Annotated in this window: 21 protein-coding genes; 5 read left to right on the top strand and 16 right to left on the bottom strand. The window is 74.5% G+C overall.

Features of this window, described 5'->3' with window-relative positions; translation table 11 throughout:
* Positions 1-3 precede the first annotated feature (3 nt).
* Positions 4-966 (bottom strand): NADP-dependent oxidoreductase, encoded by a 963-nt coding sequence (locus ACZ6S0_RS44480; RefSeq protein ID WP_465925558.1) that lies wholly within the window; start codon positions 964-966, stop codon positions 4-6.
* Positions 967-1,075: 109 nt separating this feature from the next.
* Here ACZ6S0_RS44480 and ACZ6S0_RS44475 point away from each other — a divergent pair, with 109 nt between their 5' ends.
* Positions 1,076-2,038 carry a GlxA family transcriptional regulator gene (locus ACZ6S0_RS44475; RefSeq protein ID WP_465925556.1) on the top strand — a complete coding sequence of 321 codons (963 nt, stop codon included), beginning with the start codon at positions 1,076-1,078 and terminating at the stop codon, positions 2,036-2,038.
* A gap of 65 nt (positions 2,039-2,103) precedes the next feature.
* On the opposite strand, the gene ACZ6S0_RS44470 is transcribed toward ACZ6S0_RS44475, so the two are convergent.
* The 4 genes from ACZ6S0_RS44470 to ACZ6S0_RS44455 form a co-directional block, all read right to left on the bottom strand.
* Positions 2,104-3,126 (bottom strand): cytochrome d ubiquinol oxidase subunit II, encoded by a 1,023-nt coding sequence (locus ACZ6S0_RS44470; protein ID WP_465925554.1) that lies wholly within the window; start codon positions 3,124-3,126, stop codon positions 2,104-2,106.
* A 2-nt stretch (positions 3,127-3,128) separates the two neighbouring features.
* Complete coding sequence (locus tag ACZ6S0_RS44465; RefSeq protein WP_465925552.1) at positions 3,129-4,517, bottom strand: cytochrome ubiquinol oxidase subunit I; 1,389 nt, start codon at positions 4,515-4,517, stop codon at positions 3,129-3,131.
* A 172-nt stretch (positions 4,518-4,689) separates the two neighbouring features.
* Entirely contained in the window at positions 4,690-5,865 is a 1,176-nt protein-coding gene (locus tag ACZ6S0_RS44460; protein ID WP_465925550.1) for an SWIM zinc finger family protein, read from the bottom strand.
* The gene (locus ACZ6S0_RS44455; RefSeq protein ID WP_465925625.1) at positions 5,862-8,615 is read right to left on the bottom strand and encodes a DEAD/DEAH box helicase; all 2,754 of its coding nucleotides are present in this window, start codon (positions 8,613-8,615) and stop codon (positions 5,862-5,864) included. Before ACZ6S0_RS44455 ends, ACZ6S0_RS44460 begins: the two co-directional genes overlap by 4 nt.
* A 111-nt stretch (positions 8,616-8,726) precedes the next feature.
* On the opposite strand from ACZ6S0_RS44455, the gene ACZ6S0_RS44450 reads away from it, so the two are divergent.
* Genes ACZ6S0_RS44450 through ACZ6S0_RS44440 form a run of 3 tightly spaced genes read left to right on the top strand, consistent with a single transcriptional unit; the run spans position 8,727 to position 11,096 of the window.
* Positions 8,727-9,344, top strand: coding sequence for a DedA family protein (locus ACZ6S0_RS44450; RefSeq protein ID WP_465925548.1), 618 nt, complete (start codon positions 8,727-8,729; stop codon positions 9,342-9,344).
* Positions 9,328-10,461 carry a sensor histidine kinase gene (locus ACZ6S0_RS44445; protein ID WP_465925546.1) on the top strand — a complete coding sequence of 378 codons (1,134 nt, stop codon included), beginning with the start codon at positions 9,328-9,330 and terminating at the stop codon, positions 10,459-10,461. Before ACZ6S0_RS44450 ends, ACZ6S0_RS44445 begins: the two co-directional genes overlap by 17 nt.
* Positions 10,452-11,096, top strand: coding sequence for a response regulator (locus ACZ6S0_RS44440; RefSeq protein WP_465925544.1), 645 nt, complete (start codon positions 10,452-10,454; stop codon positions 11,094-11,096). Before ACZ6S0_RS44445 ends, ACZ6S0_RS44440 begins: the two co-directional genes overlap by 10 nt.
* 10 nt (positions 11,097-11,106) lie before the next feature.
* Here ACZ6S0_RS44440 and ACZ6S0_RS44435 read toward each other — a convergent pair whose 3' ends face one another.
* The 10 genes from ACZ6S0_RS44435 to thrC all read right to left on the bottom strand — a co-directional run bounded on the left by ACZ6S0_RS44435 (position 11,107) and on the right by thrC (position 19,190).
* A complete protein-coding gene (locus ACZ6S0_RS44435) occupies positions 11,107-11,745 on the bottom strand; it encodes an NAD(P)-dependent oxidoreductase (RefSeq protein ID WP_465925542.1) in 639 nt (212 codons plus the stop codon).
* A 66-nt stretch (positions 11,746-11,811) separates the two neighbouring features.
* On the bottom strand, positions 11,812-12,210 hold the full coding sequence (locus ACZ6S0_RS44430) for a VOC family protein (RefSeq protein ID WP_465925540.1): 399 nt from the start codon (positions 12,208-12,210) through the stop codon (positions 11,812-11,814).
* Positions 12,211-12,224: 14 nt separating this feature from the next.
* A complete protein-coding gene (locus tag ACZ6S0_RS44425; RefSeq protein ID WP_465925538.1) occupies positions 12,225-12,830 on the bottom strand; it encodes an SRPBCC family protein in 606 nt (201 codons plus the stop codon).
* The gene (locus tag ACZ6S0_RS44420; protein WP_344875843.1) at positions 12,827-13,183 is read right to left on the bottom strand and encodes an ArsR/SmtB family transcription factor; all 357 of its coding nucleotides are present in this window, start codon (positions 13,181-13,183) and stop codon (positions 12,827-12,829) included. The genes ACZ6S0_RS44425 and ACZ6S0_RS44420 overlap by 4 nt, the downstream gene beginning before the upstream one ends.
* Before the next feature lie 40 nt (positions 13,184-13,223).
* On the bottom strand, positions 13,224-13,829 hold the full coding sequence (locus tag ACZ6S0_RS44415) for an energy-coupling factor transporter transmembrane component T family protein (protein WP_465925536.1): 606 nt from the start codon (positions 13,827-13,829) through the stop codon (positions 13,224-13,226).
* Positions 13,830-13,834: 5 nt separating this feature from the next.
* Positions 13,835-14,509 (bottom strand): energy-coupling factor ABC transporter ATP-binding protein, encoded by a 675-nt coding sequence (locus tag ACZ6S0_RS44410; protein ID WP_465925534.1) that lies wholly within the window; start codon positions 14,507-14,509, stop codon positions 13,835-13,837.
* A gap of 3 nt (positions 14,510-14,512) precedes the next feature.
* Positions 14,513-15,769, bottom strand: a complete 1,257-nt coding sequence (locus tag ACZ6S0_RS44405; RefSeq protein WP_465925532.1) for a thiolase family protein — start codon at positions 15,767-15,769, stop codon at positions 14,513-14,515.
* Position 15,770: 1 nt separating this feature from the next.
* The gene (locus ACZ6S0_RS44400; protein WP_465925530.1) at positions 15,771-17,180 is read right to left on the bottom strand and encodes a class I adenylate-forming enzyme family protein; all 1,410 of its coding nucleotides are present in this window, start codon (positions 17,178-17,180) and stop codon (positions 15,771-15,773) included.
* Between the two features lie 7 nt (positions 17,181-17,187).
* A complete protein-coding gene (locus ACZ6S0_RS44395; protein ID WP_465925528.1) occupies positions 17,188-17,799 on the bottom strand; it encodes a biotin transporter BioY in 612 nt (203 codons plus the stop codon).
* Positions 17,800-18,125: 326 nt separating this feature from the next.
* Positions 18,126-19,190: a threonine synthase gene (gene thrC / locus ACZ6S0_RS44390; RefSeq protein WP_465925526.1), complete on the bottom strand. Its 1,065-nt coding sequence runs from the start codon at positions 19,188-19,190 to the stop codon at positions 18,126-18,128.
* A gap of 63 nt (positions 19,191-19,253) precedes the next feature.
* On the opposite strand from thrC, the gene ACZ6S0_RS44385 reads away from it, so the two are divergent.
* Entirely contained in the window at positions 19,254-20,147 is an 894-nt protein-coding gene (locus ACZ6S0_RS44385; protein ID WP_465925524.1) for a MurR/RpiR family transcriptional regulator, read from the top strand.
* On the opposite strand, the gene ACZ6S0_RS44380 is transcribed toward ACZ6S0_RS44385, so the two are convergent.
* Positions 20,131-20,685 (bottom strand): GNAT family N-acetyltransferase, encoded by a 555-nt coding sequence (locus tag ACZ6S0_RS44380; protein WP_465925522.1) that lies wholly within the window; start codon positions 20,683-20,685, stop codon positions 20,131-20,133. The genes ACZ6S0_RS44385 and ACZ6S0_RS44380 overlap by 17 nt on opposite strands.
* Between the last annotated feature and the right edge of the window lie 23 nt (positions 20,686-20,708).

Raw genomic sequence — 20,708 nt, 5'->3', positions numbered from 1 at the left:
CGCTCAACGTACGACGAGGACGACCTTGCCCGTGGTGCGGCCCGTCTCACCGTGGGTGTGGGCCTTGGCGGCCTCGGCGAGCGGGAAGGTCGCGTCGATGTGGGCGCGGAGCCTGCCCTCCCCGGCGAGTTCGGCGATCGCGAGCATGCCCGAACGGTCGGCCTCCACGAGCATCGGCGCCAGGCGGACGCCCAGCTCGGCTGCCTTCCTCGCGTCGGCTTCGACGCCGATCGGCAGGATCGAGACCAGCGTGCCGCCCTTGCGCAGGACGTCCAGGGAGCGGGTGCGGACCTCGCCCGCGAGGGAGTCCAGCACCACGTCGACGTCACCGGCCGCTTCCGCGAAGTCCGTGGTCCGGTAGTCGACCAGCTCGTCGGCGCCCAGCTCGCGCAGCAGCTCGTGCTTGCCGGCGCTGGCCGTGCCGATGACATACGCACCGCGTGCCTTGGCGATCTGCACGGCCAGGTGGCCGACCCCGCCGGCGGCGGCATGGATCAGGACCCGCTGCCCGGGACGGACGTCCGCGGTGTCGACCAGCGCCTGGTACGCGGTGAGCGCGGCGAGAGGCAGGGCGCCGGCCCGCACGTGGTCGATGTTCGACGGCTTGCGGGCGAAGCACCGGGCGGGGGCCTTGGCGTACTCGGCGTACGCGCCCGCTCCGCGCGGGTACGGCAGCATGCCGAACACCTCGTCGCCCGGCTCGAACAGGGTGACTCCGAGGCCGACCGCCTCGACGACCCCGGAAACGTCCCACCCGAGAACCGGGACGGGCTCAGGCACGCCCATCCTGCCCGCGCGGTGCTTCCAGTCGGTCGGATTGACCCCCGCCGCGTGGACCCGGACCACGATCTCGCTCATACCGGGCACGGGCCGCGGCCGTTCGGCCTCCTTCAGCACCTCCGGACCGCCGAAGGCGTCCTGGCTGATGACACGCATGGTGGCGCTGCTGTCGGTGTTTTCGGTCATGCCTCCAGCCTCCCGGGGGACTCACGATCGCAGCAATGGCATAATGGCCATCATTCGCTGGGATCCTGCCACCAGTCCCTGTGATCCCGCTTCCCGATGGAGTCCTGACATGACACGCGCGCATCGTGTGGTGGTCCTCGCCCTCGACGGGGCGTACCCGTTCGAGCTCGGCATGCCGAGCCGGATCTTCGGTGCGGCCGGAGATCGGTACGAGGTGCTGACCTGCACCGTCGACGGCGGGCCTGTGCGCACGACCGCCGACTTCGCCATCGCCGTCGAGCACGGCCCCGCGGTGCTGGGCACCGCCGACACGGTGGTGATCGCGTCGTTCGGGCCGTCCGCCGCCGTGGCCGAGCTGGTCTCGGGCGAGCTGCCGGAAAAGGTCGCGGCGGCGCTCGCGCTGATCAGGCCCGGCACCCGGCTCGTGTCCATCTGCACCGGCGCCTTCATCCTCGCCGCGGCCGGCCTGCTGGACAGCCGCCGGGCCACCACGCACTGGCAGGAGGCCGAGCGGTTCCGAAGCCTCTTCCCGAAGGTCGACCTGGACCCGAACGTGCTGTTCGTCGACGACGGCGACGTCCTCACCTCCTCCGGAGCCGCCTCCGGCATCGACATCTGCCTGCACCTCGTACGCAAGGACCACGGCAGCGAGGTCGCCAACCAGGTGGCGCGCCGGTGCGTGGTGCCACCGTGGCGGGAGGGCGGCCAGGCCCAGTACATCGAGCAGCCGGTCCCCAAGCGGCCGCAGGACAGCACGGCGACCACCCGGCAGTGGGCACTCGAACGCCTCAACGAGCCGCTCGCCCTGGCGGATCTCGCCGAGCACGCGCAGATGAGCCTGCGCACCTTCGCCCGCCGCTTCAACGACGAGGTCGGCATGAGCCCGGGCCGCTGGATCGTCCAGCAGCGCGTGGCCCGCGCCCGCCACCTCCTCGAGTCCAGCGACCTCCCGGTCGACGAGGTCGCCGGCCAGGCGGGCTTCGCCACGGGCACGTCCCTGCGCCAGCACCTCCACGCGGCGATCGGGGTGTCGCCGCTGGCTTATCGGCGGACGTTCCGGGCAGGGCGTTAGAAGATCGACTCCGCCTGAGCGGCGGCCGGTCGTTCGGGACACCTCCACGCTTCCACAAGGCAGTTCTACCGGTCGGCTGCGGGCGGTGCGGGGTGCGTGTGCTCGCGCTGGAAGGTGGCGTACAACCACCACAGGGACGGCAGGAGCAGCGCCGCGCCCACGGCCAGCGAGACGAGCGTGGCCGCCAGGACCGCGTCCGTCGCGGCGGCCTGGCGCAGCGTCAGCCCGGGCAGCAACGTCGGATACTGCCCCATGCCCCACCCCCACAACAGCCCGGCCACCGCCAGCGCCGCCGTCACCCGCACCGCCACGTAGGACCGCAGCCACAGCAGCACCAGCGACGCGAGCCCGGCCAGCACCGACAGCACCAGGAACGGCAGCGCGCGCCCCGACGTCAGCTCCGCGAACAGGCCGGGCGCGTCCGCCCGCAGCACCAGCAGCCCCGCCGCCGACAGCACCCCCACCACCGCGCCGCAGCCCAGCGCGCGCCGCCGGAACGCCTCGGTCAGCCCCGCGTCCCCGGTACGCTGCGCGTCCCTGGCCAGATAGACCGCCGCCAGGTACGCCGCCGTCCCCACCGCCAGCAGCCCGCCCACCAGCGAGGTCGGCCCCAGCCAACTGCCCACCAGGTCGCCGCGCGCCAGGCCGGGCGGCACCCGTCCGGAGGCGATGGCGCCGGCCGCCGTGCCCAGGAAGAACGGCGTCAGCACCGACGACACCGCGAACGTGCCGCCCAGCAGGCGCTGCTGCCACAACTCGGTAGACACCTTGCGGAAGGCGAAGGCCGCGCCCCGGCCGATGATGCCGAGCGCGGCCAGCGTGAGCGGGATGTAGAGGGTGGAGGTCACGGCGGCGAACACGGGCGGGATGCCCGTCCACATGAGCACGATCACGAAGATCAGCCACACGTGGTTGGCCTCCCAGACGGGGCCGATCGAATGCTCGATGAGCGCCCGCTGCCGCCGCCCCGCCCGCGCGCCGCCGGCCACCAGGTCCCAGAACCCGCCGCCGAAGTCGGCCCCGCCGAACAGCACATACGCGGTCAGCCCCGCCCACAGCACGGCCAGCGTGATCTCCGGCAACGGCATGGTCACACTACCTTGTAACCGGTGACGTCGCTCTCCTGCGGCGCGAGTGGCACCGGCACGTCACGCGCCAGGCTGCGCAGCACGTAGACCACCGCCGCGGTCAGCACCACGTAGACCAGCGCGACCAGCACGAACCCGTACACCAGGCCCGGCGCGGGATTGACCGCCTCGGAGGTGCGCAGGACGCCGTAGACCGTCCACGGCTGACGGCCCACCTCGGTCACCACCCACCCCGCCTCCAGCGCCAGCACCGCCGCCACGCCGGAGCCGGCCACCGCCCGCAGGAACCACCGTGAGTCCGGCAGGTCCCGCCGCCGCCACCAGCTCACCGCCAGCCACACCGACAGGGCCAGCAGCGCCAGGCCCAGCCCGACCATGATCTGGAACGCCCAGTGCACGACGTTGACCGGCGGCCGGTCGACGGGCGCGATGTCGTCGAGCCCGGCGATCACCGCGTCCGGGCTGCCGTGGGCCAGCAGCGACAGCGCGTACGGGATCTCCAGGGCGTAACGCAGCTCCCCGTCGACCGCCACGCCGCCCACGTGCAGCGGGGCGCCGCGCTCGGTCCTGAACAGCCCCTCCATCGCGGCCAGCTTGATCGGCTGGTGGTCGGCCACGACCCTCGCCGCCCAGTCCCCCACCACCATCTGCGCGGGCGTGACGAGCGCCGCCACGGTCAGCGGCAGCAGCAGCCCGAGCCGGTGATAGCGGTCGCGCCGGCCGCGCAGCATGGCCACCGCGTACACCCCGGCCATGCAGAACCCGGCCACCATGAACGCGGCCAGGATCATGTGCACCGTCTGCGCCGGCGTGGCCGGGTTGAACATCGCCGCCCACGGCTCGACGCTCACCACCTTGCCGCCCTCCACGGCGAACCCGGTCGGCGTCTGCATCCAGGCGTTGGCCGCCACCACGAAGAACGCGCTGGCCACCCCGGCCACCACGATCGGCACGCCGGTCAGCAGGTGCGCCCGGGGCGGGAGCCGGTCCCACGCGTACAGGTAGATGCCCAGGAAGATGGCCTCGACGAAGAACGCGATCGCCTCCAGGGCGAACGGCAGCCCGATGACCTCGCCGTACACGCCCATCAGCCCCGGCCAGAGCAGCCCCATCTCGAACGACAGGATCGTGCCCGACACCGCGCCCACGGCGAACAGCACGCCCAGCGCCCGCGCCCACCGGCGGGCCAGCAGCCGGTAGTGCACGTCACCGGTACGCTGCCCGCGCCACTCGGCCAGCAGCGTGATGGCCGGCATGCCCACCCCCAGGCAGGCCAGCACGATGTGCCAGCCGAGCGACAACGCCATCTGCGAGCGCGCCGCCGCCAGGTCGACGGGGCCGGCCCCCGCCGCCCAGGCCGGGCCGGCCGCCGTCAGGACACGCGCGAGCACCAGATCCTCCAGAAGGGGTCGTCCGACTTCCGCACCCGCCGCCACACTGAGTGACTTTTCGCAGGTCACACGCCTTGCCGGGCCTACCCCTTACGCCGCCCGCTCAATCCGCGCCGGGCGTCGGCGACCACGCGCCCGCCGGGCCGCCCCCCGACGCACCCGCGCGGGGCGCTCACGCCAGGAGGGCGGACGGGTCGCGTTCCGGCGGTCCGGCGGGCCACCACTCGCCCTCGCGGAGGACGAAGGGGTACCAGCGTCCGTCACGGCCGTAGCGCAGTTGCCGGGAGCCGAGGGTCCAGCGGTTGCGCCACGCCTCGACGGGCGGCGGCCGTTCGCCCTCCCAGCCGGACTCCAGCAGCGCCCGCGCCCTGGCCAGGTCGCGGCTGGGCGGCGTCCAGGAGTGTTCCAGGACCTCCAGGGCCTGTGCGCCGCCGTAGCGCCACGCCTGCACGGCGGCCTCGGAGCCGGGGCCGGGGCTGAGATCGTGCTCGGCGGCCAGCCGCACGCGGTCCTGGTGCTCGGTCAGCTCCGGCAGCTCCCCGCGCAGCAGCAGCTCGCGGGCCCGCGCGGCCGCGGCGGCCGCCAGCACCGCCAGCGCGGCCGGGTCGAGGCCGGGAGCGGGGTGCAGGGCGGGCGCGGTGTAGACGACGTCGTACGGCGGCGGCTGCGGCAGCGGCGGCACCCCGGCCGCGAACGCCACGCCGGCCGGCGTCCCGGACGGCGCCACGGCCTCCCCTCCAGCGGACCCTTCAGCGGGCACAGCGGTGGGCACAGCGGTGGGCACGTCGCGCTCCTGCAGCGCCTCGACCAGCTCGCCCTCGCCCCGCCCGCGCATGAGCAGCAGCACGAACGGGTCGGCGTCCAGCAGCCACGACGCCTGGTAGCACAGGGCGGCGGCATGCTTGCAGGGGTGACCCCAGTCGGGGCAGGAGCACTCGGGCTCCAGGTCGCCGACGGCCGGCAGCAGCGGCACGGCGGCGTCCTCGGCGGCCTCGACCAGCTCGTGCGGCATGTCGCGGTCGAGCAGCGCGGCGATGTGCCCGGCCTTGGCGGCGACCTGGTCCAGGAAGCGTTCCCAGGCGGCGTCGGTGAGCTGCTCGACGCGGACGACGACGTCGTACTCGCTCTCGGCGACGGCGGCGATGCGGCCGGGGCTGACCGTGATGGGGCCGAGCTGGCCGGTCTTGGCGTACGCGCGGCCCTTGCGCAGCAGGACGTGGTCGAGAGAGGTGTCCTCCACGGCCTGGACCCAGGCGCGGCCCCACCAGGAGGTGGCGAAGCGGGCGCCGGCGCGCTGCGGGGCGAACGCGGCGAATCCACGGGCGGCGGACTTACCGGAGGCGGTCATCGGAGCTCCACCAGGGCGGCGAGTTCGGCGTCGGTCAGCTCGGTGAAGGCGGCCTCGCCGGAGGCCAGCACGGCATCGGCGAGCGAGCGCTTGGCGGCGAGCATCTGGGCGATGCGGTCCTCGATCGTGCCCTCGGCGATGAGCCGGTGCACCTGCACCGGCCTGGTCTGGCCGAGGCGGTAGGCGCGGTCGGTGGCCTGGTCCTCCACGGCCGGGTTCCACCAGCGGTCGTAGTGGATGACGTGGTCGGCGCGGGTGAGGTTGAGGCCGGTGCCGGCGGCCTTGAGCGACAGCAGGAACACCGGCGCGCTGCCGTCCTGGAAGCGCCGCACCATCTCCTCGCGGCGGGCGACGGGAGTGCCGCCGTGCAGGAGCTGGGTGGCCACGCCGCGGCCGGTCAGGTGGTGTTCCAGGAGGCGGGCCATCGCGACGTACTGGGTGAAGACGAGCACCGCGCCGTCCTCGGCGACGATGGTGTCGACGAGTTCGTCGAGCAGCTCCAGCTTGCCGGAGCGGCCGGGCAGGTGCCGCCCGGCCTCTTTCAGGTAGTGGGCGGGGTGGTTGCAGATCTGCTTGAGCCCGGTGAGCAGCTTGACGATCAGCCCGCGCCTGGCCATGCCGTCGGCACCGGCGATCTGGGCCATGCTCTCGCGGACCACCGCCTCGTACAGGCCGGCCTGCTCGGGGGTGAGCGGGACGGGCCGGTCGGTCTCGGTCTTGGGCGGCAGCTCGGGCGCGATGCCGGGATCGCTCTTGCGGCGGCGCAACAGGAACGGCCCGGCCAGCCGCGCGAACCGCTCGGCCGCCTCGCGGTCGCCCGACTCGACCGGCTTGGCCCAGCGCGCGCGGAACCGGGAGAGCGGGCCGAGCAGCCCCGGCGTGGTCCAGTCGAGGATGGCCCACAGCTCCGACAGGTTGTTCTCCACGGGGGTGCCGGTCAGGGCGACGCGGGCGGCGGCGGGGATCTCGCGCAGCGCCTTGGCGGTGCCGGAGGCGGGGTTCTTGACGTGCTGGGCCTCGTCGGCGACCAGCAGGCCCCAGGGCTGTTCTGCCAGGCGGCCCGCGTCCAGGCGCATGGTCGCGTACGTGGTGAGCACGAACCCCTCCTGCGCCCCCTCCTCCGGCAGGGCCCGGCTGCCGCCGTGGTAGCGGTACACGGGCACCCCGGGCGCGAACCGGGTGATCTCGCGCTCCCAGTTGCCCAGCAGCGAGGCGGGGCAGACCACGAGCGTGGCCCCCGAGGCGCGGTGCAGGTGCAGGGCGATCAGCGTGATCGTCTTGCCCAGGCCCATGTCGTCGGCCAGGCAGGCGCCGAGCCCGAGCGAGGTCATCCTGACCAGCCAGCGCAGCCCGGCGAGCTGGTAGTCGCGCAGGGTGGCGGCCAGGCCGTCGGGCGGGGCGGCGTCGGCGGGCTCGGACAGGCGCTCGCGCAGCTCGTCCAGCCAGGCGGTCGGCTCGACGGGCACCTGTTCGGCCCGGCCGTCCTCCCCTTCGACCTCGACCGTGCCGGTCAGCGCCGCGGCCAGCGCCTCGATGCCGGTCAGCGGCTTGAGGTCGCGGCGGCGGGCCTTGCGGGCCAGGGCGGGGTCGATGAGCACCCACTGGTCGCGCAGGCGTACCACGGGGCGGTGGGCCTCGGCCAGGCGGTCCATCTCGGCGGCGCTCAGGCGTTCGCCGCCGAGCGCGAGCTGCCAGTCGAAGCTGGTCAGGTGCTGGCCGCCGAGGAAGGAGGGCAGGTCGGATGGTGCGGCGTCGCGCTCGCCGATGACGGCGCGGGCGCTGAGGCCGCGGACGAACGACCTGGGCCAGTGCACGTCCACCCCGGAGGCGGCCAGGCGGTCGACGGCTCCGGCGAGCAGCTCTTCCACGTCACCGTCGGAGAGGGTCAGCTCGTCGGGCACGGCGCTGTCGAGCAGGCGTTCCAGGCGCGGCCAGGCGCGGGCGGCCCGGCGTACGGCGAGGGTGGCCTCGATCCTGGCGCGGGCGCCGAGCGCCTGCCCGCGCCTGTGCTCCTCGCCGCGCCACAGGTCGGCGGCGTCCACCACGAGGGACGGGTCGGCCAGGCTGTGGAGCTGGACGACCGCGCGGAACTCGGCGGCGGCCGGGTCGTCGGCCTCGACGCGCAGCGACAGCCGCACCCCGGAGTCGAGCCCGGCCGAGACCTCCTCGGCCCAGCGGCGCAGGTGGGGCACCTTGACGGGCGCGGCGGCGGCGTAGGCGGTGGCGCCGGTGGCGCGTACGGCGCCGGGCGAGCGCGGCATGGCGTCGGCCACGGCGTCGAGGAAGGCCCGCAGCAGCGGTTCCGCGTCGGGCAGCAGCGGCTCCCCTTCGATGGGGGCGTCGGCGGGGACGGCGCGGGCGGTGGCGGGCATGGCGGCGGCCAGCTCGCGTACGCGCCGCACGTCGTCGGTGTCCAGCGGCCCGGCCCGCCAGGAGTCGTGCTCGGCGGGCGAGAGGCCGGGCAGGATGCGCCCGCGCGTGACGAGCTGCAGGGCCACCAGCGCCGCCGCTCCCCAGAAGCGGGCGGCCGGGTGCGCCAGCGGGTCCATGCGGGCCCTGGCCAGGCCCGCCACGGCCGTGCCGACCGGGATGAGGGTGGCCGGGGCCCTGCGGGTGCCCAGTGTGCCGTCCTCCCGCCGCTCGGCCACGGTGAGGAGACTCTCACCGTCGGGGTCGAGAAAGGCGACGTGCCCGGTTCGGGGCGGGTCGCCGGGCTGGAAGACTGCCGGGTGCCGGGCCAGGTCCGTCATAGAGCTCACGGCCGTACAGTGTACGGTACGTGAGGGTGTGGTTTACCACAGTCTGAGAACGGGCAGCCTCCTCATTCCCCGCTTATGCCGATCTTCCATAGCCTTATCCCCATGACTGATTGGCTGGTTGGACTGATGGAGAGCCTCGGGGCTCTCGGGGCGGGCATCGCGATCGCGCTGGAGAACCTCTTCCCGCCCCTGCCCAGTGAGGTGATCCTCCCGCTGGCCGGCTTCACGGCCAGCAAGGGCTCGATGGACCTGCTCGACGTGCTCGTCTTCACCACGCTCGGCTCCGTGGTCGGCGCCCTGGCGCTGTACGGGGTGGGCGCCCTACTCGGGCGCGAACGCACGCTGGCGATCGCCGCCAAGCTGCCCCTGGTCAAGCTCTCCGACATCGAGAAGACCGAGGCGTGGTTCCAGCGCCACGGCCGCAAGACCGTGTTCTTCGGGAGGATGATCCCCATCTTCCGCAGCCTCATCTCCGTGCCCGCGGGGGTGGAGCGGATGCCGCTGCTCCCGTTCACGCTGCTGACCACGGCCGGCAGCCTCATCTGGAACACTATCTTCGTGATGGCCGGCTACCTGCTCGGCGAAAACTGGGAGCTGGTGGAGGCATACGTCGGCGTCGGCACCAACGTGGTGATCGCGATCGTCGTGCTGGCGGTCGTGGTCTTCGTCGGCGTCCGGCTGGCCGAGCGGCGCAAGGGGAGGCATGGGAGTCGCCGCTGAGGGAGCGCGCCTGGTGGGCGCGGCCATGGGCGCGGTGGTGCTGGGCGCCGTCACCGCGCTGGCCGAGCTGGTGTTCCTGCTGCTGACGCTGCCGTTCCTGGGTAATCCGAACGTCGCCGCGGCGGCGCGGCGGCTGGCCCGGTTCGAGGCCCGCCGCCTGCGGCTCGACCCGGCCTCGCTCGACGCGCTTGACCCGGCCGAGCCCGGCGGCAGGGTCGTGCGCTACCTGGCCGCGCGGGTGCCGCTCGGGGTGCTGGGCGGGCTGGTGTTCGCGCTCCTGGTCGTCGGGGCGGCGATGGTGGCCCAACTCGTGGCCGCGTGGGTGCGGGGCGAGTCGTTCGACGGGATGTGGCCGGCGCCGCCGCTGGTGGCGTACCTGGCCGTGGGTTGTTTTGTCCTGCTTTTTCTGGATCTGTCGGGCTTGGTAGGGGTGCGGACGGTGGAACGGAGGCTGGCCCGGCACCTGCTCGGGCCCGACCCGACCGCGGCGCTCCAGCGCCGGATCGCCGAGCTGGCCGAGAGCCGCGCCGGGATCGTGGCGGCCGTCGACTCCGAGCGCCGCCGGATCGAGCGCGACCTGCACGACGGCCTCCAGCAGCGGCTCGTGGCGCTGTCGATGCTCATCGGCCGCTCCCGGCGGGGCCGTCCCGAGCTGCTGGAGCAGGCGCACCACGAGGCGCAGCAGGCGCTGGCCGAGCTGCGCGAGGTGGCCTGGCGGGTCTACCCCAGCGGGCTCGACTCGCTCGGGCTGGACGACGCGCTGGCGGGCGTCGCGGAACGCTCCAGCGTGCCGGTCGCCGTGCTCTGCCGGCTGCGCGAACGTCCGCCGCGAGCGGTGGAGACGGCGGCGTACTTCGTGGTGTGCGAGGCGGTGACCAACGCCGCCAAACACGCCGGCGCCACGCACATCACCGTCGAGGTGCACCAGATCCAGGACGGCGGGGAGGACGCGGCGGTGCTCGTACGGGTGCGCGACGACGGCGGCGGGGGCGCGCAGCCCTCGGGAAGGGGCCTGTCGGGCCTGGCCCGCCGGGTCGCGGCGCTGGACGGCCGGTTCGAGGTGAGCAGCCCGTCGGGCGGCCCCACGACGATCACGGCGGTGCTGCCGTGCGGGTGATCCTGGCCGAGGACTCCACGCTGCTGCGCGAGGGCCTGGTGCGGCTGCTGCTGGAGGAGGGCCACGAGGTGCCGGCGGCCGTCAGCGACGGGCAGGCGCTGGTGTCGGCGGTGGCGGCGCACCTGCCGGACATCGTGGTGGTGGACGTGCGCATGCCGCCCACCCACACCGACGAGGGGCTGCGGGCGGCGCTGGAGATCCGGCGCCGCTGGCCGTCGGTCAAGGTGCTGGTGCTGTCGCAGTACGTCGAGAAGCGCTACGCCACCGAGCTGATGAGCTCGGACGTGTCGGGCGTGGGCTACCTGCTGAAGGACCGGGTGGCGCAGGTCGGCGACTTCCTCGACGCGCTGGAACGGGTGGGCGGCGGAGGGGCGGCGTTCGACCCGGAGGTGGTGCGGCAGCTCCTGGCCCGCACGACGCAGGTCGACCCGCTGGCCCGGCTGACCGCCCGCGAGCGCGAGGTGCTGGAACGCATGGCCCAGGGCCTGACCAACGCCTCGATCGCCCAGGAGCTGCACGTCTCGCAGAGCGCGGTGGAAAAGCACGTCAACTCGCTGTTCGACAAGCTGGGCCTGTCGCACGCCACCGGCTACAGCCGCCGGGTGCTGGCGGTGCTGCACTTCCTGAAGTCGTGAGCGGCAGCGGTCACGAGGCCACCGAGACGACGTGCCGCACCGACGTGCGGTCGGCGATCAGCTCCAGCAGGCAGTCGGCCAGGTCGGCGCGGGTGGTGCTGAGGCCGCCCCGGACGCTGCGGTCGAGGGCCGTGCGGTAGCGGTTCGTCCGGCCGGCGTCGGTCAGGCGGGCGGGCCTGACGATCGTCCAGTCGGTCTCGCTCGCCCGCAGCAGGCGCTCGGCCTCGGCCAGGTCGGCGTAGCTGTGGCGGAACAGGCGCTGGATGACCAGGGGCTTGAGCACGTACCGGGTGAGGGGGCCGTCGCCGGCGTCGGCCACCATGCCCGCGGCGCCGACCGTCAGCAGCCGGCGCACGCCCGCGCCGCGCATGGCGGTCAGGATCGAGCCGATGCCGCCGGTCTGCACCGTGGTGGGGCCGCGCTCGCGCGAGCCCAGCGCGCTCAGCACGGCGTCGCGGCCCCGAACGGCGGGCGCGACGGCGGCCGGGTCCATCACGTCGGCCTCCACGACGTCCAGGCGCTCGCGCAGCTCGGCGGGCAGGCGATCGGCCCTTCGCACCACGGCGGTGACCTGGTGGGCGCGGTCGAGCCCCTGGCGCAGCAGCTCCAGGCCGGTGCCGCCGCTGGCGCCGAAGACCGTGATCCTCATGGCTCCCTCCAAGGGTGGGTAAGCGGTTACTCACCCACCCTACCCAGGGGGTACGCCGCCCGCCTCTCAGGGGAGGTTGAGCTGCCAGGAGACGCCGAAGCGGTCGTTGACCCAGCCGAACCTCGTGCTGAACCCGTACGAGTCCAGCGGCATCAGCGCCTGGCCGCCCTCGCCCAGCGCGTCGTACAGGCGCTGCAGCTCCTGCTCGCTGTCGCACCCGACGTACAGCGACATCGACGGCGTGAAGCCGAACTCGTGCCTGACGGCGCTGTCGATGCACATGTAGTCCTGACCCGCCAGCCGGAACGTGGCGTGCTTGACCGAGCCCTGCACCCCCTGCTCCCCCGGGCCGTAGCGCTCGACGGCGACCACCTCGGCGTCGTCGAACAGCGACACGTAGAAGGTCATCGCCTCCTCGGCGTCGCCGTTCTGGAACATGAGGAACGTGGTGATCTTCTGTGGCATCGGGAACGGGACTCCTACTCGGGTGCGTAAAAGGCGGTGGTGTTGGCGACGGCGGCGGCGACCTCGTCAGGACTGCCGCCCGCGGCCCGGTGCGCCTGGCCCCACGCCTGGCCGCTGGCCGTGATGAACGCGCGGCCCTCGGGGGTCAGGTGGAAGGTGGCCTCGTCGGACTTCTCGCCGCCCGACAGGTGCAGGGCCAGGCCCAGCAGCGCCAGGTCCCAGCCGACGCCGGTCGCGCCGGGCCCGAACTGCCCCCAGAACTCCTCGGGCACCTCGGCCGTGTGCCGCAGCTCGAACAGCGTGCCGCCGTCCTTGGCCGACAGGTGCACCTCGACCTCGGAGAAGCCGGGGTTCTCGCCGAACAGCCACGAGATCCGCAGCAGGCTCGGCGGCTCGCAGTGCAGGATCTCGCCGTGCGCGTTGCCCTCGATCCGGTACGAGCCCCCGACCCGGAAGTCCCCGCTGACGGGCAGGAACCAGCGGCTCAGCCGATCGGAGTCGGTGCACGCCTGCCACACGTCCTCGACCTCGGCGTCGTAGTGGCGGCTCAGCACGACGGCCTTGCGCGTGCCGTCGAGCAGCTCGCGATGAGCCCGGTTCAGCTCGTCGATCATCTTCATCGGGTGTCCTTCTCTCTTTCGCTCTCCATGCGGCGCCGGCGCTTGCCGCGGGCCAGCTCCGTCGCCAGGGCGTCCAGGTGCGGGCCCCAGAAGCCGCGGAACCGCTCCAGCCAGAGATCGATCTCCTGCAGCGGGCCCGGCTCGACGGCGTACAGCCGCCGGGTGCCCTCGGCCCGCACGCTGGCGAACCCGTTGTCGCGCAGCACCCGCAGGTGCTGGGAGACGGCCGGTTGGGAGATGCCGAACTCGCGCTGGATGACGGCGGTGACCTCGCCGGAGCTCTGCTCGCCGTCGGCCAGCAGCTCCAGGATCCTGCGGCGGACCGGATCGCCGAGCACATCGAATGCGTGCACGGCCCCGAGTATTTCAGGGCCTGCTTATATAAGTCAAACCTTAGTCATCGAGGCCACGGGCGCTCAGCGCCTCCCCCAGCGCGTCGGCGTGCCGCAGTGAGCTGACCACCAGGGGCACGGCGAAGGCGCGCAGGCTGCGCTCGACGCCCCTGGCCCGCTGCGCCTCCCTCACCCGCGTGGCCAGCTCCGCCACGACCGGCACGCTGCGTACGGTCAGCGACAGCAGCAACGACAGCCGCAACGGGTCCAGCCCGACGAACCGGGCCGGTGACAGGCACCGCTCCAGCGCGGCCATCATGTCCGAGACCCGGGTGGTGAGCGTCACCAGCCCCGCCAGCGCCACGGCCAGCACCACCCGCAGCGTCGTCGTCACCGCCCCGTCCAGCCCGGCGAACGCGAACTGCATCCCGAACAACACCACCGCGAACCAGCGCACCGGCCTGACCTGCGCCCAGGCCGCCGCCACGCCCACCCGGGCCAGTGCGTACAGCCCGGCCACCACGACCGCCGCCCCGGCCAGGGCCCACGGCGAGCGCAGCAGCACCAGCACCGAGCAGGCCACCGCCAGCCCGGCCAGCTTGACGCCCGCCGGCAGCCGGTGCAGCGGTGAGAAGCCGGGGACGTACGCGCCGGTCAGGCTGTTCACGCCGGTCACGCCATGAGCGCGCGGTAGTGGGCGACGGCCTCGGCCGGAGCGCCGTCGGCGACGACGCGGCCCTCGTCGAGCACCAGCACCCGGTCGAAGCCCGCCAGCAGCGGCAGGTCGTGGGTGACCACGAGCACCTGCTGCGGCATCTCGTCCAGCAGGGCCGCCACCTGGCGCGAGTGGCGCAGGTCGAGCAGCGTGGTGGGCTCGTCCATGACCAGGAGGTCCGGCTCCAGCACCATGATCGAGCACAGTGCCAGGAGCTGCTTCTGCCCGCCCGACAGATGGTGGGCGGGATGGTCGGCGTGATCGGCCAGGCCGTAGCGGGCCAGCACCTCCCCCACCCGGCGCTCCACCTCCGCGCGGGCCAGCTTCTTGCGGCGCAGCGAGAAGGCGACGTCCTCGGCCACGGTCGGCATCACGATCTGCGCGTCGGGGTCGGTGAACAGGAAGCCGACCCCGCGCCTGATCCGGCCGCCGTCGCGGCGGGTGTCCATGCCCAGCACGGTGACGCTGCCCGAGGTGGGCAGCGCCAGGCCGTTGACCAGCCGGGCCAGCGTGCTCTTGCCCGAGCCGTTGGCGCCGACCACGCCCACGCGGCGCTCCGGCAGCGACGCCGTGATGCCGCGCAGCACGTCACGCCGGCCGAGCCGGACGTGCACGTCGGCGAACTCGATCACTTCTCAGACCACCTCGAACAGGGCGGCCACGCCGAGCCCGCCGCCGACCGCGGCCGCCGCCAGCCCCAGCGTCCCCGGCGGGGCGGCGGCGCGAACGAGCCCGCTGAACAGCCTGGCCACCACGACCGCCCCCGTGGCCCCCCACGGATGGCCCAGCGCCAGCGCCCCGCCGTCGGGACACACCCGATCGGCGTCGGCGCCCAGCGGGTCGAGCCCGAGCGCGTCGGTGACGGTCAGCACCTGCGCCGCGAACGCCTCCACGATCTCCACCACCGCGACGCGTTCCATGCCCACCCCCGTACGCGCCAGCACCCGCCGCACCGCGGGCACCGGCCCCCATCCGGGCAGCGCCGGATCGCACCCGACCACGGCCCCGGCCACCAGCCGCATCCCCGGCAGGCCCGCGCGCAGCCGCTCGGGCACGACGGCCACCGCCGCGGCGCCGTCGCTGACCGGGGACGCATTACCGGCCGTCACTGTACCGTCCGCCACGAACGCGGCGGGCAGCCGGGCCAGCGACGCCGCCCGCAGCGGGCGCGGGCGCTGGTCGTCGGCCCGGCCGCCGACCGGGACGATCTCCTCCCCGAACCGGCCCGCGGCACGGGCGGCCAGGGCGCGGGCGTGGCTGCGGCAGGCGTAGGCGTCCTGGCGGTCGCGGCCGATGCCGTACGCCGCCGCCAGCGCCTCGGCCGCCGGGCCCATGTCAGGGTCGGGGTGGCCGTCGGGGGCGAACGGAGCCCGCTCATAAGGGGTCCGCGAGCCCGGGAACGTCCGCCGCGGCGCGGTCGAGGCGCTCTCGGCCCCTCCGGCGATCACCAGGTCCGCCTCGCCCGCGCGTACCGCCTGGGCGGCCACCAGGATCGCGGCCAGGCCGCTGCCGCACTGCCGGTCCACCGTGAGCCCCGGCACCTCGTGCCCGAGCCCGGCGGCCAGCGCGGACACCCGGGCCACGTTGCCGCCCGGGCCCATGCAGTTGCCCAGCACCACGTCGTCGACCCGCCGTCCCGGCAGCTCGGCGGCGACGGCCGCGAGCACGGGGGCGGCCAGCCGGTCGACCGTCAGCTCCTTGAAGGCGTGCCCCGCGGTCCCGATCGGCGTACGCCGCGCCGCCACCACGACCGGCGCACCCGGATCGAGCCGGCCCGGGTCGCCCCTGCCGAGGCCACCCCTGCCGAGGTCGGTCCTGCCGAAGTCGGTCCTGTTGGAGTCGGTCCTGTTGGAGTCGGTCCTGTTGGAGTCGCGCATGCCGAAGTCGCCCATGTCAGGACAGCCGGCTGATGCCGGGAAAGCCGTCGGACAGCCAGCCCGCCACCACCGCCCGCGCGGGCTTGCCGGTGGGGGTGCGCGGCAGGCTCGGCACCGCGTACCAGCGGCGCGGCCGTTGCGCCACGTCGAGCCCGCCCCTGGCCGTGGCCTCCAGCAACGCGCGCGGCGGCGCCGGCTGCCCGGTCCCGGTGACCCCGGTCTCGATGATCGCGGTCACCACCGCGCCCAGCGACGGATGCGGCGACCCAACCACCACGACGTCGCCCACACCGGGCACCCGCCGCAGCACCGCCTCCACGTCCTCGGGCACGACGGTCGCCCCGCCGGTCTGGATCGCCCCGTCGCCGCGCCCCCGCACCCGCAGCACCTGCCCGTCCCGGTACGGCTCGGCGACGTCGCCCACGCTCACCCAGCCGTCGCCGTCGCGCCGCAGCGGCCCGGCCGCGTCGCCCAGGTAGCCCTCGGCCAGCCAGGGCGAGCGCGCCCACACCTCGCCCAGCCGCCCCCCGAGCCCTCCGAGCCCTTCGTGCCGCCCGCTCGGCAGGTCGCGCACCTCGATCTCGACGCCGGGAAAGGGACGCAGCCCGCCCCCGTCGGCGTCCACCGCCACGAACGACAGCTCGGAGGCCCCGTAGTACGCCACCACCCGCACCCCGGCCCGATCGGCCGCCTGCCGCGCGCCCGGCGTCAGCGCCGCCCCGCCGACCACGGCCACCCGCAGCGACCCGGGGTGTTCGAGCACGTCGGGCAGCCGGTGCGGCACCAGGTGCACGACGGTCGCGCCGGCCAGGTGGGCGGTCAGCGCGCCGCCGGGCCAGCGCCCGGGGACGACGGCCGTCGCGCCGGTGGCCAGCGCGTGCAGGGCGGCGAAGGCGTACAGGGAGGAGACCAGCGGGCCGGGCACCAGCACGACGTCGTCGGCGCCGATGCCGGTCAGCGCGTTCAGATGCGGGTACGAGGCCGTCCACGACGCCCGGGTGCGCACGATCGCGCGGGGGCGGCCGGTGCTGCCCGAGCTGAAGCAGGCCCAGGCCAGATCCTCGGGTCTGGCCCGGCGGCGTACGGGAGGGCCGGGCGCCGGCGGCAGCGGCCGGTCGATCAGGACGTCGGGGCGCAGCGGGGCGGTGACCCCTGCCCACCGTTCGCGGTCCCAGGTGTGCCCGCCCACCAGCGGCGTCGCCCCGGCCAGGTCGGCCGCCAGCGCGGCGACGAGCAGCTCGACCGGGTCGGCCAGGCCGACCGCGGCCAGCGCGCCGGGGCCGATCCCGCGGCCGCGTAGGTGGCGGGCGGCATCGTGGATCTTGTCGGCGAGCGTGGCGTAGGTCAGCTCGCCCTCGGGTCCGCGCACCGCCACCCGCGAGGGGCGGGTGGCGGCGTGCGACAACACATGTGCGGCTACGGGCATCGGCAGGTCAACGCCCCCGGCCCGTGCGTACGCGCTCCTGGTGCACGGCGGGCACCGCGTCGGGGTAGGCCCGCTGCGTGCCCCCTGCCACCACCGCGGCCAGCACCGCCTTGGCCAGGTCGCCGGGCAGGAACACGACGCTGATCAGGGCCGTCGCGCCGAGCGGCGCACCCGTCACCAGCGCCTGCACCGGGATGCCGATCAGGTAGATCACCCCGATGCCGCCCACCACACAGGCCATGAGCAGCCACGGCAGGCTCGGCCGATGGCCCGCCCGCTCGACGAGCCAGCCCGTCACCGCCGCGCCGGGGACCCAGCCGAGCAGGAACCCGGCCGACGGCCCGGTGAACGCGCCCAGCCCGCCCCGGCCGCCCGCCAGCAGCGGCAGGCCCGCCGCCACCAGCACGAGCAGCACCACGACGGCCAGCGCGCCCCGCCACGAGCCGAGAATCGCCCCCGCCAGCATGACGCCCAGCGTCTGCAACGTGATCGGGACCGCGTTGCCGAAGACGTTCAGTGAGCCGGGCAGGCCGAGCACCGCGATCAGCGCCGCGAACACGGCCACCCTCGCCAGGGTCCGCGTCGCGAGCTTGCCGCGCTGTTTCCCTTCGTCCTTCATGGAGCCGATCCCTTCATGGAGTCGATCCCACACCACGACGCCCGCGCTCAGGCATGGAGGTATCCCACAACATTGGCTCCGATCATCTGAGGGCGATCGATACCGGCCTTTCGCGTCGTTCCCGCCACGGCGGGCGGGCGGGGGCGCCTTGGCGATCCTTTCCTGCCGGGATCGTAGTCCTCGGCCGTCGGGGCGCGGTCGGGCAGGGGCGGAGAGCCGGTGGAGGGGGCTCCGGCGCCGGTCCTGGCCGTCCGGGCAGGCCGGTCGTCAAGGTTGGGCAGGCATCTGGGACGGGTCGGGCGAGCGGGCCGGGTGGCGCGGGAAGGTCAGGCGGCCAGGCGCAGGGCGCGGGCCACGTCGGCCGTGACGGCGGAGGTCTTGGTGGCGGTGTGGCCGTCGCGCAGGGAGGCGTCGAGGTCTTTCAGCCCGTTGCCGCTGAGCGTGATCACGACGCGCAGGCCGGGCGTCAGCTCGCCCCTGGCGTGCCGGTCGAGCAGGCCCGCCACCCCGGCCGCCGCGGCGGGCTCGGCGAAGACGCCGTCGTGGCGGGCCAGCATGCGGTAGGCGGCGAAGATCTGCTCGTCGCTCACCGCGGCGATCAGGCCGCCGGACTCGTCGCGGGCGGCGATGGCGCCGTCCCAGGTGGCCGGGTGGCCGATCCTGATCGCTCCGGCCGCCGTACGGGGCTCGGGCACGGGCGCGCCGTGCACGAACGGGGCCGCCCCGGCCGCCTGGAACCCCCACAGGCGCGGCAGCGTCGCCGACCGGCCCGCCTCGCGGTAGACCCGGTAGCCGCCCCAGGTGGCGGTGATGTTGCCGCCGTTGCCCACCGGCAGGCAGTGCACGTCGGGCGCGCCGCCCAGGGCGTCCACGATCTCGTAGGCGACCGTGCGCTGCCCGGCCAGGCGCGGCTCGTTGCCCACCGAGTTGACCAGGGCGACGGGGTGGTGGGCGGCCAGTTCGCGGGCCACCCGCAGGCAGTCGTCGAAGGTGCCGCCGACCTCGACGATCTCGGCGCCGTAGCGTACGGCCTGGCTCAGCTTGGCCGGCGTCACCTGCCCCTTGGGCACCAGTACGGCGGCGCCCAGCCCCGCGCGGGCGGCGTAGGCGGCGGCCGAGGCGCTGGTGTTGCCGGTCGAGGCGCACAGGACGGTCCCGGCGCCCGCCTCCGCCGCCCGGCTGACGGCCACCGTCATGCCCCGGTCCTTGAACGAGCCCGTCGGGTTGGCGCCCTCGACCTTGAGCCACACCTCGCACCCGGTGAGGCCGGACAGGTGTTCGGAGCGCAGCAGCGGGGTGTTGCCCTCGTTGAGCGAGACGGACGGGGTGGAGGAGCTGACCGGCAACCAGCGCCGGTACGGACTGTCGATCAAGCCATGCCACGTTGTCATGCGAGCAACGTAACATCTGTTTCGCCGAAATAAACAACCGTCAGATGGCGTAACATTTGTCAGATGAAGAACGACGCGATGACAGCCAGGCTCGGCGCCGTCTACGCGGAGCTGCCCGCCGGGGAGCGGGCGGTGGTGCGGGTGCTGCTCGATGACTATCCGTTCGCGGCGCTGGGGTCGCTGCGGGCGCTGGCCGAGCGGGCGGGGGTGAGCCCGCCGACGGCCTCGCGGCTGTTCGACCGGCTGGGGTTCGCCGGTTTCGCCGCCTTCCAGGCCGCCGTGCGGGACGGGGAGCGCGATCGTTCGCGGCTGCTGGAGTACGTCAGCGCGCCCGGCTCCACCGCATCCTCGTCTACGGCGTCCTCGTCCACCGCGTCCTCGTCCACCGGGTCCGTGCCCGGTGCGTCGGCGGGAGACGAGGTGTCGCGGGCGGCCGAGGAGTTGCGTACCGGGCTGGACGGGGCGCTGGCCGTCGTCTCCGGGCAGCTCGGCGCGCAGGTGGCCGCGTTGCTGTCGGAGGCCAGGAGTGTGTGGGCGCTGGGCGGGCCGCTGAGTGAGCTGGCCGCCGAATACCTGGTCCGGCAGCTCGCCAGCCTGCGCCCCGGCGCGCACCGGGTGCCGGAGCCGGCCGCCGCCCGCGCCCGTGCCGTGCTGGATCTGGGCGCGTCCGACGTGGTGGTGGCCTACGACTTCCGCCGTTACTCCCCCGCCACCGAACGTTTCGTCCGGGCCGCGCACGGACGGGGCGCCCGCGTGGTGCTCGTCACCGACGCCTGGGGCTCACCGCTCGCCGCCCTGGCCGAGGTGCTGGTCAGCCTGCCGCGCGAGGCCGCGGGGCCGATCGCGCCGCTCGCGCACGAGATCGCCGTGACCGAGCTGCTGCTCGTCGCCGTGGCCGCCCGCCTGTCGCCCGCCCGGCGGCTGGCCGAGCTGGACGCGCTCACGCAGAGCCTGTGACATCCCGGGTGGTGAGGCGTTTGTAGAAGAAGCTGCAGTCGCGCGGGGTGCCGTCCGGGGAGCCCGCGTAGCCGGGGACGACGCCGTAGCGGGTCCAGCCCCCGGTGAGGTAGACGTGCTCGGCCGTGCTGCCGGTCTCGGTGTCGAGGAGCAGCAGGTCGATGCCGGTCTCGAGCGCGGTCTGCTCGGCGGTGGCCAGCAGGGCGCGCGACAGGCCCAGGCCGCGGGCGTCACGGCGGACCATGAGCTTGACGATCTCGCCGCGGTGGCGAGCGTTGGGCTTGCCCGCGCGTACGAGGCCGACGACCCCGACCGCACTGCCGGTCAGGGCCCCGTCGGCGCGGCAGACCCACACGAGCAGGTCGCCCGCTGCCACGGCGGGCGCCTGAGCGCGCCACCACGCCTCGGCCGCCCCATGGCCGAACGGCGTCACGAACCCCACCGAGGCGCCGTCGTCGACGGCGTCGACCAGGAGGTCGGCCAGCTCCTCGACGCAGGTGCCGAACTCCTCGGCGGACAGGCGGGCGATGGCGTGCATGGACTTCCCTCCAGGAGTGACGG

The organism is Nonomuraea sp. NPDC051298 (assembly GCF_055586305.1).
The sequence above is the reverse complement of the archived record's forward strand: the minus strand, read 5'-3'. Positions and strand labels throughout refer to the sequence as shown.